Source organism: Bifidobacterium sp. M0404, assembly GCF_016101415.1.
Classification (GTDB): domain Bacteria; phylum Actinomycetota; class Actinomycetes; order Actinomycetales; family Bifidobacteriaceae; genus Bombiscardovia; species Bombiscardovia polysaccharolytica.
The window spans coordinates 75,147-88,676 of record NZ_JACFQP010000001.1 but is presented as its reverse complement, the minus strand read 5'-3'; the positions used below and the strand labels follow the sequence as shown (position 1 = coordinate 88,676).

General features: G+C 61.3%; 12 protein-coding genes. 1 reads left to right on the top strand and 11 read right to left on the bottom strand.

Annotated elements, in window-relative coordinates:
* Positions 1 to 25: 25 nt before the first annotated feature.
* From H3T93_RS00395 to H3T93_RS00360, 8 genes are all read right to left on the bottom strand, one after another.
* Positions 26 to 988, bottom strand: coding sequence for a hypothetical protein (locus tag H3T93_RS00395; RefSeq protein ID WP_144177476.1), 963 nt, complete (start codon positions 986 to 988; stop codon positions 26 to 28).
* Complete coding sequence (locus H3T93_RS00390) at positions 985 to 1,845, bottom strand: ATP-binding cassette domain-containing protein (protein ID WP_144177477.1); 861 nt, start codon at positions 1,843 to 1,845, stop codon at positions 985 to 987. Before H3T93_RS00390 ends, H3T93_RS00395 begins: the two co-directional genes overlap by 4 nt.
* Entirely contained in the window at positions 1,842 to 2,207 is a 366-nt protein-coding gene (locus tag H3T93_RS00385; RefSeq protein ID WP_015022206.1) for a GntR family transcriptional regulator, read from the bottom strand. The genes H3T93_RS00390 and H3T93_RS00385 overlap by 4 nt, the downstream gene beginning before the upstream one ends.
* A gap of 217 nt (positions 2,208 to 2,424) precedes the next feature.
* Positions 2,425 to 3,273 carry an ABC transporter ATP-binding protein gene (locus tag H3T93_RS00380; RefSeq protein ID WP_144177478.1) on the bottom strand — a complete coding sequence of 283 codons (849 nt, stop codon included), beginning with the start codon at positions 3,271 to 3,273 and terminating at the stop codon, positions 2,425 to 2,427.
* Entirely contained in the window at positions 3,260 to 4,054 is a 795-nt protein-coding gene (locus H3T93_RS00375; protein WP_144177628.1) for an ABC transporter ATP-binding protein, read from the bottom strand. The genes H3T93_RS00380 and H3T93_RS00375 overlap by 14 nt, the downstream gene beginning before the upstream one ends.
* Positions 4,054 to 5,016 carry an ABC transporter permease gene (locus H3T93_RS00370; protein WP_232348616.1) on the bottom strand — a complete coding sequence of 321 codons (963 nt, stop codon included), beginning with the start codon at positions 5,014 to 5,016 and terminating at the stop codon, positions 4,054 to 4,056. Before H3T93_RS00370 ends, H3T93_RS00375 begins: the two co-directional genes overlap by 1 nt.
* A gap of 77 nt (positions 5,017 to 5,093) precedes the next feature.
* Positions 5,094 to 6,071 carry an ABC transporter permease gene (locus tag H3T93_RS00365; protein ID WP_144177480.1) on the bottom strand — a complete coding sequence of 326 codons (978 nt, stop codon included), beginning with the start codon at positions 6,069 to 6,071 and terminating at the stop codon, positions 5,094 to 5,096.
* Between the two features lie 2 nt (positions 6,072 to 6,073).
* Complete coding sequence (locus H3T93_RS00360; RefSeq protein ID WP_144177482.1) at positions 6,074 to 7,720, bottom strand: ABC transporter substrate-binding protein; 1,647 nt, start codon at positions 7,718 to 7,720, stop codon at positions 6,074 to 6,076.
* Between the two features lie 145 nt (positions 7,721 to 7,865).
* Between H3T93_RS00360 and H3T93_RS00355 the strand changes: the two genes are divergently transcribed.
* Positions 7,866 to 8,663 carry a type III pantothenate kinase gene (locus H3T93_RS00355; RefSeq protein ID WP_144177484.1) on the top strand — a complete coding sequence of 266 codons (798 nt, stop codon included), beginning with the start codon at positions 7,866 to 7,868 and terminating at the stop codon, positions 8,661 to 8,663.
* Here the strand turns inward: H3T93_RS00355 and H3T93_RS00350 are convergent.
* The 3 genes from H3T93_RS00350 to glmS all read right to left on the bottom strand — a co-directional run bounded on the left by H3T93_RS00350 (position 8,620) and on the right by glmS (position 13,486).
* A complete protein-coding gene (locus tag H3T93_RS00350; RefSeq protein ID WP_144177486.1) occupies positions 8,620 to 10,722 on the bottom strand; it encodes a beta-galactosidase in 2,103 nt (700 codons plus the stop codon). The genes H3T93_RS00355 and H3T93_RS00350 overlap by 44 nt on opposite strands.
* Before the next feature lie 121 nt (positions 10,723 to 10,843).
* On the bottom strand, positions 10,844 to 11,584 hold the full coding sequence (locus H3T93_RS00345; RefSeq protein ID WP_144177488.1) for a pseudouridine synthase: 741 nt from the start codon (positions 11,582 to 11,584) through the stop codon (positions 10,844 to 10,846).
* Positions 11,585 to 11,593: 9 nt separating this feature from the next.
* Positions 11,594 to 13,486, bottom strand: a complete 1,893-nt coding sequence (glmS, locus tag H3T93_RS00340; RefSeq protein WP_144177490.1) for a glutamine--fructose-6-phosphate transaminase (isomerizing) — start codon at positions 13,484 to 13,486, stop codon at positions 11,594 to 11,596.
* Positions 13,487 to 13,530 lie beyond the last annotated feature (44 nt).

Here is a 13,530-nt window from a genome sequence, read left to right as displayed (position 1 = left end):
GCCGGTATGCATAGCTATCCTGCCGCTAGTTCAGAATGCTGAACCCTTGGATGGCTGGTAGCTGCCGACGGCTGGTGAGCCAGTAGCTGAACACGATGCATATGGCCGAGAAGACCAGGGTGAAGACCACTTGGGGCCAGAGCAAATACACGGTGAAGTATCCCCATAGGTCAGTATTCATGAAGGGATTCAAGGTCTTGTACACCCAATGGCCGCGCGTCAGATTGAGCATCTGAACCGCCGTTTGCGGCCAACCCCAGAAATTCCAGCCGGAAATCGAATACCAGAGACCAACACAGATCAACAGCCCTGCCAGCAACAGGCATCTGCCTTTTCGATCAAGACGGGCAGCTAGGTCACCCAGCACCTGGCCAAGAAGAACGAAGGCTACCTGCACCATGAAGACATGCAACGCCAGAGCCAGCCAACGGGACGGCTGCTGGTCATACGACCGGTTAAAGCATGAAACACTCCAGGGATCAAGAGTGAGCCTCCAAGGTGAGCAGCCCTGCACGAGAAACCTTTGGTAACTTTCCGTAAAGGGCATCCATCCGATTTGGCCCAGGCTACTGATAATGGCGACCCCAATCATGAAAGTAGCTGTCGCTAGGGCCATGAACACATTGGAGATGATCTGGGTCCAAGCGATCGTGGACCGGGTCACGGCGTTGGAGATCAGGGGCCGGAAAGTCGTCAGTGAGCAGACAAGGGCGGTGGCCATGAACACCATCTCGGTGAACAGACCGGTGAAGCCGGAGCTTAGGGGAATGAACCCCACAACTCCCAGAGCGAGGACGAGAGCCCAAATCAAAAAGACGATCAGCCTCGGCATCACCTGTACGCGCAGGGCCATCCGGGTCTGCACCGCAGGCGACAGGAAGCGCTTGATTCGGGCCCATCCTTCAGCCGGTCCCGCACCGATGTCGGGCCTGTCTGGCCCTGACTTGGTCTTCGTCCGCACTGCCTCTGCAACTTGCATGTTATTCATTGTGTCGCACCTTCCGTAATCTGGACGAAGTAGGTCTGCAGATCCATGGGGGCGACAATAAGCCCCTTGGGCTGCTCGTCGGGCACCGGCCCCTCGAAGCTGACGCGCAGCAGGTCGCCGATGCGCTGCCTGCTCAGCAGCTGCGGGTCGCCCTGGGCAAGGTAACCCTCTACATCACGCGGACGTCCAGTGACAGTGTTCCCCAGGGCTGACAGATCATCCACGCTGAAAGATCGCAGGACCCGCCCCTGGTGGATGATTGTGGCGCGGGAGATGAGCTGGCTGACCTCGTTGATGATATGTGTAGCGATGATCATGGTCGGTCCACGGCGCTGATAGGCCTCCAGAAGGAAGGAGTAGATCCTCTCCCTGGCCGCCGCATCCATTCCTGTCGTCGGTTCATCCAGAATGAGGTATTCCACAGGCAGGCAGAGTCCGATGATATCCTTGACCACCTGACGCTGCCCTGTGGAAAGGGAGGCAAAAGTGTCAGTCAGCCTCAATGCGAAGCTTTTAAGAATACTCTCAGCCAAGTGCCAGTCGAAATCACCGTAAAACCCCTCGGCCATGGCAAATGCCTGCCTAATGTGCCGTCGGGATGGATAGGGCCAGGTTTCGTTGACCAAGGCCACGCGACGAACGATTCTTGAGTCGCTTACCAGATCGCTTCCATCCAGGTGAATCAGCCCCTGGTCCGGAAGTGCCCTGCCCGTCATCAGATTGCACAGGGTGGACTTGCCGGCCCCGTTCCGCCCGAAGAGTCCGTATATATTGCCGGGCTCAAAGCAGAGCGAGATCTCATCCAGGGCCTTCAGCTTTCCGTACGATTTGTCCACCTTGGAAACTGTCAGACTCATTGGTAGACCCTTTCTATGATGGCGTCCAGGTCCTCACGGGATACGTCCAGAGACTTGGCTTCTTCGACCAGATCCTGAAACCTTCCGTTCAGGAGTTCACTCCTGCGACGCTCACGAACGCTTCGGCCCGCACCGGCAGTGACAAACATGCCCAGCCCCCGCCGTTTCTCCAGAAGACCCCGGTCGACCAGCAGGTTCATCCCCTTGAGGACGGTGGCCGGGTTGATCTGGTAGGCGGTCGAGATTTCCGTGGTGCTGGGAATCCTTTCACCATCGGCGACCAGACCCTCGGCTATGGCTTCGGCCAACCTGTCTGCCACCTTCACGAAAACGGGCCGACCATCCGGTATTTCGATCGCCATCGTTTGACCGCCTTGTCTGCCTTGAATCAGGGCGTCGAGTTAGGACCTTTACTATTGTTTATTACTTAGTTACTTAAGTAACTAACCAACAGTCTATAATTTGCTTTCCCAACCGTCAAATCATGTGCAGTCGTAATCCGTCGGTTGGCTCTGCACGGCTCATCCCACTGCTTTCACCCGATTCCGCTTGGGCAGGATGCCGTACGGGCCCCGGTACCTAGAGGGTTGCAGCTGCCAGTAGCTGACGGGTATAGGGCTGATTTGGGTGATCGAGGATGGTCCTCACAGGCCCCTCCTCCACCACCTTCCCCTGGCTGAGCACCATGACCCTGTCCGCGATGTGCTGGACCACGCCCAAATCATGGGAGATGATGATCATGGACATCCCGCTTGACGAATCGCTTTGCTGTCTTGACTGGGCCATGATGGATTGAAGGGTATGGAGAATCCCCACGCGTGCTGAGACGTCGATGGCGCTCATAGGCTCATCGGCCAAGAGTATCCGGGGCTTGACGACCAGGGCCCGGGCTATGGCCGCCCGCTGGGCCTGGCCACCTGATAGATCAGAAGGATAAGCCGTCATGATCCTGTCCGGATCAAGTTGAACCTCTGACAGCGCCTCGGCCACCTGATCAGCAAGGTCTCGCTCCTTCTGATATCGATACCATACGCGCCCACTCTCCCTGCGCTTGGCAGCCAAAAGAGGCTCGGCGACCGACCGGCCGATGGTCCACCGAGGGTCCAAGGAGACAAAAGGGTTCTGGAAGACCAGAGCAGAGTCCCGGGCAAGCGCCTTGGCGGCCGGAGAACCATGCAGAACTGGCCTGCCCTGATATGTCACCTGTCCGGCATCAGGCCTCAACTGACCCAAAAGCAGACGGGAAAGTGTGGTTTTCCCCGAACCAGACTCCCCTATAATCGCCAAGCACTCCCCCGGCTGGAGGGAGACATCGATTCCGTCAACCGCAGCCTTTCGAGCCATGCCGCTGCCGTTGGAGGCATAGACCTTGATCAGGCCCTTCCCGGTCAGGATCGGATCGGCATGCGCATCGTCAGTCGTCCTCATGCTTGCCTCCATCTGCGCTCAGCGTCAACTCCTTGGCCGCTGTCACTAAAGTCCTGCCCTGTGGACTGGATGGATTGCGCAGAATGCTCTGCGTTTGTCCGCTTTCCACCACTCGGCCCGCGTCAAGGATGTAACAGTAATCAGCAACCCGGGCCAGGACGGAGAAATCATGGGTGATGAACAGCAGGGAGGCCCCACTCTGATCAACCAGCGAGACCAACAGGTCCACAATCTGCCGCTGGGTGATGGCATCCAGGGCCGTGGTCGGCTCGTCCGCCAGGATCAGTCTGGGCTTGGTGACCAGGGCTGTAGCTATGGCCGCCCGCTGCTGTTGACCCCCGGACAGCTCATGTGGATAGGAGCCGGCCAGTTCCGCATCCAACCCGACCTGGGACAATATCTCCATGACTCGTCTGCGCCTTTCCTGGGCGCTCAGACGGTAGTGGCGACGGAGAGGCAGCTCGACCTGACTGTAAATTTTCTTGACCGGGTTCAGGGCCGTGGAAGGATTCTGAAAGATCATGCCCATCCGGGAACCGCGAAGGTCCGCCAGGGACCGGTCATCCGAACCGAGAATCTGAAACCCGTCCACCAGAATGGATCCCGACAGGGAGGCCGTCAGCGGTGCGGTGCCCAGAACGCTGCGGGCTATCATCGACTTTCCAGAGCCAGAGGAGCCGATCAGGCCGACCCTTTGGCCGTCTGCCACCTTGAGGTCCACCTGGTCAAGAATGGTGCGTCCATTGATGGACAGGCTCAGGCCGTCAATACTCAGGGACATCATCGACCTCCCTCGCCTGCATGGATTGCATTCTCGACATGACGACCGGAGTCATCTAATTGTGCAGACATCTCCTGGCGCTCCTCAGACGGGAGAGCGGATCGTCCAGCGGCAGCCACGGCTGCTCTGAGAGTGGGGTTGGTAACCGGATCGATGGCATCACGCAGGGCATCACCGAACAGGTTCAGCGCCACCACCACCATGGTGACCACCAGGCCGGGCCAGAGCACGGTCAACGGAAAGACGTTGATGAACTTGACCGAGGTAGTCAGCGAATGACCCCAGGAGGGTAGGCCAGAGGGAACGCCCACCCCCAGGTAGGTCAACCCTGCCTCAGCCAGAACGGAGGTACCCGCCGACATGGAAAGCTGCACGCACAGGACAGGAACGACATTGGGCACCAGGTGGGTGCAGAATATTCTGAAGGACCCGACCCCGCTGTGCCGGGCGGATTGCACGTAGTCCGACTCTTCCGCCAGGAGCGCCTGGGGCCGTACAATCCGGGCCAGGTTGAGTCCGTAGCCGAACCCGCAGGCTACGACGACCACGGCAATGCTGGGACCCAGGGGGACGGCCAGGATCAGGGCCAGCAGAACTGTGGGCAGGGAAATCAGAGCGTCGACCAGGACTACGACCGTCTGCGATACTCCTGAACGGCGCGAGACCATAGCCATGACCAGAAGGAGCCCCAATACGCCTGACAGGACGATCGCCAGAAGGCTGATGACCAGGTTGGTGGCCGACCCCGCCATCAGCCAGGAGAGAATGTCTGCCCCGGTGCCGTCTGTTCCCAGAAGGTGGGCGCGGCTGGGGGCCTGCCAGATCCGATAACCATCGGTGTTCCAGATAGGGACCGGGGTCCAGAACCTGGAGACCAGGGAGACCAGAATCCAAATGGCCAGAACGATCAGGGAGTATCGCCCCGAGGCCTTGCGCCACATGCTGGCCAGTACCACCCGCATCCGCACGAAGAATCCTAGTTGCCCGGGGAATGCAACCCGGGATCCCAAGCGCGGTCTGCCTGCATGCTCCCAATTCATCAGTCAGCCACCTCCTGCCTGACTGCACCTCGAAAACGCGGATCGATCAGTCTATGGATAACGTCGACCAGCAGTCCCAGAAAGAGGAAGAAGGCCGCCAGAAGAAGCAGCTCGGACTGAACGGCCGGAAGATCCCGGTTGCCCACATCGGTTATCAGCATGGCTCCCAGTCCTGGCAGGGCGAACAGGTTCTCACTGACCATGACCCCAGTGATCATCTCGGCCATGGTCAGCCCGACCACCGAGACCAGCTGAGGGGAAGCCAGCCGCAAACCGATGCGCAGGGCGGCCTGGGTTCGTGTCATCCCGCAGGCCATGCCCATGTCCACGTAACCCGAAGAGAGCATGTCGCCTAACAAAGAGCGGGTATATCGCATGATGCCGGCGCCTACGATGATACCGGTGGATAGAGCAGGCAGAATCAAGGACGCCAGGGCCTGCCCCGGCTGGGCCCAGCCGCGAGCAGGAAAGCCCTGGGAGGGCAGCAGGCCAATCAGGCCGCTGCCTTTGGCAAAGAGCATGATCAGCAGCAGTCCTGACCAGAGGGCCGGCACGGATCCACCTACGATGGCTACCATATGGCTGAAGGACTGCATCCGTGGCGAGCGCGCCAGAGCCGCCGCACAGCCCAGGGGAATGCCCAGCAGCAGAGCCACACACAGGCCCAAAAGAATCAGCGGGAAGGTGATCTGGGCCCGGCTGCCCACCTGGGAGGCGATGGAACGGTTGGTCAGAATGGACCTGCCCAGGTCCCCTTTCAGAAAGTCGCTGATCCAATCCAGATACTGCCTTGGGTAGGAGCGGTCCAGACCCATCTGCCGACGCAGCCGGTCGACACGCTCGGGCGGGGCATCCAGTCCGGCCATGACGGCGGCCACATCCCCGGGCAGAATGCGCAGGGCCAGGAAGATCAGCAGGGAGATGCCCATCAACGCCAAAACGAAGAGCACCAAGCGCCGCATCAGGAATCTGGCCATGGTCACCCCCGCCTATAAATCACATCGGACAGGGGCAAGAGGGACTGGTTCAGATCGACCGGGAAGCCCTCCAACCCTGTCCGCCAGGCCGTGGTCACCCGGTAGTTGAAAAGCCAGTCCGCCGCCGCATCGCTGCTGACGATCCGGGCAGCCTGGGCCAGGAGCTTGTCGGAGTCATCGGTGGAGGTCGTGGCCATGGCCTTCTGGTAGAGCTCTTGGACCTGACGATTGTCATAGTTGTAGTAGTAGCCAGGATTGGCCCACTGATGGAAATCGTGACTCTCGCCATGATCCACCAGAGACAGGTCATAGTCCTTGTTGGCATGTACGTCCTGCAGCCATATCGAAAACTCCACCACCCTCACATCCAGGTCGATGCCCACCTGACGCAGCTGCGAGCGCAGCTGATCACCCAACTCGCTGCCGTAGGTGTTGGCGTAGGTCAACCGCAGCCTGAGACGGTGGTCGGGACCATACCCGGCCTGGGCCAGGAGCCTCCGTGACTGCTCCGGATCGTGGGGGTAGAGACCGGTCAAATCCTGATAGCCGGGATCCAGAGAGGGTATGGGTCCGCCCAAGGCCCTGTCCGATCCGCCTCGGGAGGCAATCAGCTGCCGATGGTCAATGGCATGGCGGATGGCCTGACGTACCCGCGGGTCGGATGTGGCGGCTCCCTTGCCGTTCATGGCTAGGACGTACTTGTCGGTGTCGTCGCCCGCCTTGACCTGGAAGTCGGGGCTGTTGCGGAATGGGCTGGCCAGGTTCTCGGTGACCGGAGCCAGCACCTGCACATCCCCGCTGCGCAGGGCGTTGACGGCGGCGTTGTCGTCATTGAGGTAGCGGATGACGATGGTTGGCGTCTTAGGCTTGTTGCTGCCCCAATAGTGAGGATCGGCCTTGAGTGTGACCGAATCGTTTGGTCGGAAGCTTTCCAACAGGTATGGGCCGGATCCCACGGCCTGGGTCTTCATGTCATAATCGGCCCGCCGGTCAAAGACCAGACCAGCCCGGCCGCTCAACTGCCAGAGCAGATCCTGGTATGGTCTGGACAGCGCCAGGCGCACCGTCAGCGGATCTGTGGCCTGAACGCCCTGGAAGCCCTCCAGCATCTCGCTGCCCTGATAATGGCCTGCCATAAGCCCACGAATGGAGTCGACCACGTCCTGCGCCTGAAGAGCATGGCCGTTGGAGAAACGGATGCCCTCATGCAGGTGGAAGGTGTAGACCAGGCCGTCCTCGGAGACATTCCAGCTCCTGGCCAGCCCCGGACGCACCCGATTCCGGGAATCCCGCGACACCAGGCCCTGATAGACGTTGCCGATCAAAAGCTGATCCAACGCCGTGCCTGACTGGTTGCGAATGTCCAGATTGGTGGGAGCCAGCTTGAGCCCCACCGTGACTGTATCGGCCACGGTTCCGCCTCCAGCCTGACCGGAGGCTCCACGATGCCCGGTCCACAGGGAGAAGGCCAAGGCCAGGGCCAACAGGAGACTGAGCAGCTTCCAGGGCAAGGTGTTGCCGCCCGACCTCATGGGCCTGATCCTGGCATTAAGTTCGGGGTCAGTGCTGGGGCCTGGCTCCTGGGCCGTATCCATATCTGCTGCGGTCACGCTGCCATGGGCATGCGTGCCGTGTCGATCTGCATTCATTGACGAATCCTTATGCTGCGGTTGACCGCCATTCTGGTCGATCACCGCCCACCAGCATACTCCCCGAAGCCATCACCCCGGCTTATGCGCTTAGGATGGATTTGAAAAGCGTCACGCGCCCGGACGACGGCAGGGAGGAAGAGACATGCTGCTGGCCATCGACATCGGCAACACCAACATCGAGGTCGGATTCATGGAGGGCGACCAGGTCGCCGCCTCCTACAGGCTGACCACAAGGATCGACCACACGGCTGATGAGTTCGGGCTTCTGCTGGGGCAGCTCCTGGCCCTGGCCGGCTACGGGACTGCGGATGTGCAGGATGCCATCATCTCATCAGTGGCTCCTGCGGTCATGCACGCCGTCAGATCCTGCCTGATCCGTTTCTTCTCCATCGACCCCATGGTGGTGGGCCCCGGCGTGAAGACAGGCATGAACATCCGTCTGGACGATCCACGCTCCCTGGGCGCCGACTGTCTGGCTGACTGCGTGGGCGCCTTCCACCGCTACGGAGGGCCGGTTCTGGTCATTGACTTCGGCACGGCCACCACCTTCAACTATGTGGACGACAAGGGCGCCATCCGCTCCGGCCTGATAGTGCCGGGCATCCGCTCGGGGGCCCAGGCCCTTGCCGGTCAGACCGCCCAGTTGCCCCAGGTGGAGATCACCCGTCCACAGACCATCATGGCCACGGGCACCAGGACCGCCATGCAGGCCGGACTCTACTACAACTTCCTCGGCGGTCTGGAGCGGATCATCCGCCAGTACCGCAGCGAGATAGGCCGAGACTTCCACGTGGTGGCCACGGGCGGCATGGGTCGTACCTTCTCACAGGACACCGATCTGATCGAGGTCTACGATCCCGAGCTGATCTTCACCGGCATGAACAGGATTCACCAGCTCAATGCCGATGGCCGACCACACGCTGCACCAGCGCGCCATTGACCTGCAGACCGGCCTGCCTGCCATCCCCGGCGATGCTGGCCAGCGAACCCACCAGGACCTGGCCCTCCAGCTGAACCTGCACCGGATGCCTGGTCCGGTTGAACAGAAAGACGAAGCGCGTTCGATCATCCTTGCAGACCCGCTCAACTCTCAATAGATCGGGGTCGCCCTGGGCCGACCTCATATCGGCGACATCCAGGGCATCCAACAGGGCAGGAAGGGCCTTGGCCAGATCCTGGGCATCCAGACGGCATCCCAGGTAGACGGCCTTGCCATGACCCCAGTCATGGACGGTCATGGCCGGCATGCCATCCATACCCGTCCAGGGATCCGCCCGGTAGCTTGCCAGGACCTTGGTGCCCTTGTCCAGGCTGCCGATGACATCGGCCCAGTCGTGTGCGGTAACCCCGTTAGTCAGGTCCAGATGGTCCAACAGACCGGGCGTGCCGGGAGCCATGGGTGCGAACTCCTCCACCGACAGCCCCAACAGGTCCCGAAGCGGCCCTGGATACCCGCCGGTCCAGACGCGATCCTGCTCGTCGGCGATACCGCTGCCCCAGGTGACGATCAGCCGTCCTCCACTATGTACATACTTGTGCAGCCGTTTGGACAGATCGGCATCGATCAGGTAGAGGGCCGGCAGGACCACCAGCGGATACTCCTCCCAGGAGGCTCTGACCGGCAGGACATCAGGCCGGATGGCGTTGTCCAGAAAGGCACGGTACCAGACCGGCGGCTCCTGGCCATGCTCGACCCGGTTGCTGGGCGAGGATGCGTGGGAGCTGGCCCACTGGCTTGCGTAGTCGAAGACCAGGGCCACCGGGGCCTTGGCCAGCATGCTGCCGGCCAAGCCAGCCTGCGCGAGACCCTGCAGATCCCCTCCCAGCTGGCAGACATCACGGAAGACCGCTGTGTCCTCACCAGCATGAGGCAGCATGGCCGAGTGGAACTTTTCCGCGCCAGCCCGAGACTGCCTCCACTGGAAGTAACAGATGGCATCAGCACCGAGTGCCAAGTGAGCCATGGAATCGCGCTCCAGTTGTCCGGGCTCCTTGCGGGGGTTGACCGGCCGCCAGTTGACCGCCGATGTGGACTGCTCCATAAGCCACCAGGGACGCCGGCGGGCGATGGCATCCACCAGGCTGGAGGAGTAGGCCAGCTCCTCCAGATGATCCCTGCCCGGTATCGCATAGTGGTCATTGGCCACAAAGTCCACCTGGTCGCCCCAGTCGTCGTAGTCCAGGGTAAATCCGCCGGCGCTGACCATGAAGTTGGTGGTCAAAGGTATATCCGGGGTGATCTCAGCCAGGGTGTCACGCTCGGCCATATAAAAATCCTTGAGGGCATCGGAGCTGAACCGCTCAAAGTCCAGCATGCGGCCCGGATTCTGGAAATTCCCCTGGCCGATAAAACGCGGGGGCAGAATCTGCGAGAAATCACTCAGCCTCTGCGACCAGAAATTCGTGCCCCAGGCGCGGTTGACGGCGTCGATGTCCTTGTAGCGACGGCGGCACCAGCGCTGGAAGGCCCTCATGGCATCGTCGGAATAGTCGAAGCGATTGTGACAGCCATACTCATTGCCAACATGCCAGGCCACCAGATAGGGATTGTCCCGGTAGTGCTCGGCCATGGCCCGGCAGAGCTTCAAAGCGTAGGAGCGGAAGATCGGCGAGGTGGGCCGCCAGTGCTGCCGGGCACCGGGCCAAACCGTGTCGCCACGCTCGTCCCTGAGCAGGACTTCGGGATGGGCCTGGGTCAGCCAGAGCGGCGGCGAGGCCGTGGCCGAGGCCAGGTTGACCCCGATGCCCGCCCGACCGAGCTTGTCGATGATCCAGTCCAACCAATCGAAGTCGAAAACACCCTCGCTGGGCTCAATGCGCGACCAAGAGAAGACCGCCAGGGCCACCACGTTGACCCCTGCCTTGGTCATCAGCCTGATGTCCTCATCCCAGACATCCTCGGACCACTGGTCGGGGTTGTAGTCACAGCCGTACCAGAGGGACTGCTGACCCTTGAGATGCTTGGGCCATCGATAGGCCCGCCGTGTCGGTTTGCTCATGGGTAGAACCTCCTGGTCCGTCTCAATCTTCGGACGGGATGCCTGCCGCGTCCACGTCGTCCCGCAGCTCCGGAATCCCCTGACCATTATGTCCCACCAGGCTGACTGTTCAGGTTTCTCCTTAAGAATCCAGGGGAACAGAAGAGGTGAAGATGCGCTTAACCCCGGTGAAGGGGTCGGTGAATTCCAGGCGACGAGCCACCAATTGCAGTGGCCGGGAGAAGTCGTCATAGGCCCGGGTCTGAATTCTGGGGTAAAGATCGTCGCCCACTATGGGCAGGCCTAGAGCGTTCATGTGCACGCGAAGCTGATGGGTCTTGCCTGTCTGCGGGTAGAGCGTGTAGGTGGCAAGACATCCCCGGCCCGCCGTCAGCTCGACCCTGGTAACGGCATTGACCGGTCCGCGCTCCTCCCAGGCCTGGAGAGTCCCTCGACGTTTGATCACCCTGGAGCGGCGCTCTAGCGGGAAGACCCTGGGCGGATCCAGGTGTTGCACTGTACCGGTCCGCGGATGAAGTATGGGTCGTACCGGCGCCAGGCACTGGTAGACCTTGCGCACGCGATGCTCCTGGAAGAGCATCTGATAGGCCCGTCTGGCAGCCGGATCGCGCACCAGGACCAGCACACCTGCGGTGGCTCTGTCCAGCCTGTGGGCAGGTACGATGTCGGGCTCCCCGTACTGCTGGCGCATTCGAATCAGCACGGTACCCTCGTACCACATCCCCCTAGGCATGGTAGCTAGGAAGTGGGGCTTGTCGACCACAATGATGCGGCGATCTTCGTAAATGACTCTGGGCTCAAAAGGGATCTGCGGCTCCTCCAGAACGATCCGATGCCCCCGCTCCTCGGACCCGACGACCATGGACAGCCTCTATTCCACAGTGACCGACTTGGCCAGATTGCGAGGCTTGTCCACGTCCAAGCCCTTGAGCCGGGCCATGTCTAGGGCGAACAACTGCAAGGGGACCACATCCACCAGAGGGCTGAGCAGGGTCGGGCAGGGCGGCCGCCAAAAGACCACATCTGCATAGCGGTCGGCATCTGGGTCGCCCTCCTCGGCTACGACAATGGTGAAGGCACCACGGGCCTTGACCTCTTCGATAGCCGAGACGACCTTGTCGTGCAGCACATTGCGGCCCCGGGCGCTGGGGACGATGACCACCACAGGCTCCCCCGGCTCCACCAGGGCGATGGGCCCGTGCTTGAGCTCGCCGGCGGCGAACCCCTCGGTGAAGATGTAGGCGATCTCCTTGAGCTTGAGCGCCCCCTCCAGGGCTACCGGATAACCCACATGCCGCCCCAGAAAGAGGAAGGAACGGGCCTTGGACATGCGCTGGGCCGTCTGATTGATGACATCAGCCTGACTGTCCAGCACCTTCTGGATCTTGGCAGGCATGGCCTTGAGATTGTCGATGGTCTGGTGGATCTCGTCTCGATACATGGTTCCCTTGACCTGGGCCAGGTAGAGCCCCAGCAGGTAGGCCGCCACAATCTGAGCCAGGAAAGCCTTGGTGGAAGCCACAGCCACCTCAGGACCGGCGTGCGTGTAAAGCACAGCATCGGACTCCCTGGGGATGGTGGACCCCTGTGTGTTGCAGATGGCCAGAACCCGGGAGCCCTGCTCGCGTGCATGCCGAAGCGCCATCAGCGTGTCCATGGTCTCCCCGGACTGAGAAATGGCCACGACCAAGGTGCGCGGGGTCAGAATGGGATCACGGTAGCGGAACTCATGGGCCAGTTCGACCTCCACCGGAATGCGAACCCAGTGCTCGATGGCGTACTTGGCCACCAGCCCTGCGTAGGAGGCCGTTCCGCAGGCCACAACGATGATCTTGTCGATCTGGCGGAAGACATCCTCGTCGATGTGGACCTCGTCCAGGTCCAGGTCGCCCGACTCGTCGTACCGGCCCAGCAGGGTGTTGGAAACCGCCGCCGGATCCTCGTGGATCTCCTTGTCCATGAAGGAGTCCCACCCGCCCTTTTCGGCGGCCGATGCATCCCAGTCGATGGTATAGCGGCGGGGGTGCTCCACCGGGTGTCCTTGGAAGTCGGTGACCAAGACCTGGTCCGCGCTGATGCAGACAGCCTGGTCCTGCCCCAACTCCATAGCCTGACGGGTATAGGCCACGAAGGCCGCTACATCGGAGCCCAGGTAGTTCTCTCCGTCCCCAAGACCGACCACCAGCGGTGAATCGTGTCGGATGCCCACCACCAGATCGGGCTGCCGTGAATCCACAGCCAGGATGGTGAAAGCCCCTTTGAGCATGCGGGCCAGCCGCCTGATGGCCTCGAAGATGTCGGGCTGACCAGTAGCATCAATAATCTCTTGGGCAATCTTGCCCAGAAGCTTGGCAGCCACCTCGGTGTCCGTGGAGGATACGAAAGTATAACCTTCGGTCTCCAAGTCCAGCCGCAGCCTGGAGGCGTTCTCGATGATCCCGTTGTGAATCAGCGCGACCTTGCCGTCACGGCTGATGTGGGGATGGGCGTTGACGTCAGTGGGCTCGCCATTGGTGGCCCAACGGGTGTGGCCGATGCCCACAGTGGCCTCGGGCATGGGCTTGGCCTTCAGATCTGCAACCAGATTGCCCAAGCGCCCGGCCTTCTTGCGCACGGCCACCCGCGCCATCCCAGGGGCAGCCAGGGCCACTCCGGCCGAGTCATAACCACGGTACTCCAAGCGTTCCAGACCCTTGAGGCAGACCTCCAAGGGCCTGCCACAGGCCGTCCGTACTGATCCCGCATAACCGACGATTCCGCACATGGGCCCCAGTCTAGCCATGGGAGCTCGGCCGCCGACCATCCAGA

What these genes read in the sequence shown, in the direction of transcription:
- H3T93_RS00395 (WP_144177476.1), bottom strand. Translation starts at nt 988, where the DNA reads ATGAATAACATGCAAGTTGCAGAGGCAGTGCGGACGAAGACCAAGTCA.
- H3T93_RS00390 (WP_144177477.1), bottom strand. Translation starts at nt 1,845, where the DNA reads ATGAGTCTGACAGTTTCCAAGGTGGACAAATCGTACGGAAAGCTGAAG.
- H3T93_RS00385 (WP_015022206.1), bottom strand. Translation starts at nt 2,207, where the DNA reads ATGGCGATCGAAATACCGGATGGTCGGCCCGTTTTCGTGAAGGTGGCA.
- H3T93_RS00380 (WP_144177478.1), bottom strand. Translation starts at nt 3,273, where the DNA reads ATGAGGACGACTGACGATGCGCATGCCGATCCGATCCTGACCGGGAAG.
- H3T93_RS00375 (WP_144177628.1), bottom strand. Translation starts at nt 4,054, where the DNA reads ATGTCCCTGAGTATTGACGGCCTGAGCCTGTCCATCAATGGACGCACC.
- H3T93_RS00370 (WP_232348616.1), bottom strand. Translation starts at nt 5,016, where the DNA reads ATGCGGGTGGTACTGGCCAGCATGTGGCGCAAGGCCTCGGGGCGATAC.
- H3T93_RS00365 (WP_144177480.1), bottom strand. Translation starts at nt 6,071, where the DNA reads ATGGCCAGATTCCTGATGCGGCGCTTGGTGCTCTTCGTTTTGGCGTTG.
- H3T93_RS00360 (WP_144177482.1), bottom strand. Translation starts at nt 7,720, where the DNA reads ATGAATGCAGATCGACACGGCACGCATGCCCATGGCAGCGTGACCGCA.
- H3T93_RS00355 (WP_144177484.1), top strand. Translation starts at nt 7,866, where the DNA reads ATGCTGCTGGCCATCGACATCGGCAACACCAACATCGAGGTCGGATTC.
- H3T93_RS00350 (WP_144177486.1), bottom strand. Translation starts at nt 10,722, where the DNA reads ATGAGCAAACCGACACGGCGGGCCTATCGATGGCCCAAGCATCTCAAG.
- H3T93_RS00345 (WP_144177488.1), bottom strand. Translation starts at nt 11,584, where the DNA reads ATGGTCGTCGGGTCCGAGGAGCGGGGGCATCGGATCGTTCTGGAGGAG.
- glmS (WP_144177490.1), bottom strand. Translation starts at nt 13,486, where the DNA reads ATGTGCGGAATCGTCGGTTATGCGGGATCAGTACGGACGGCCTGTGGC.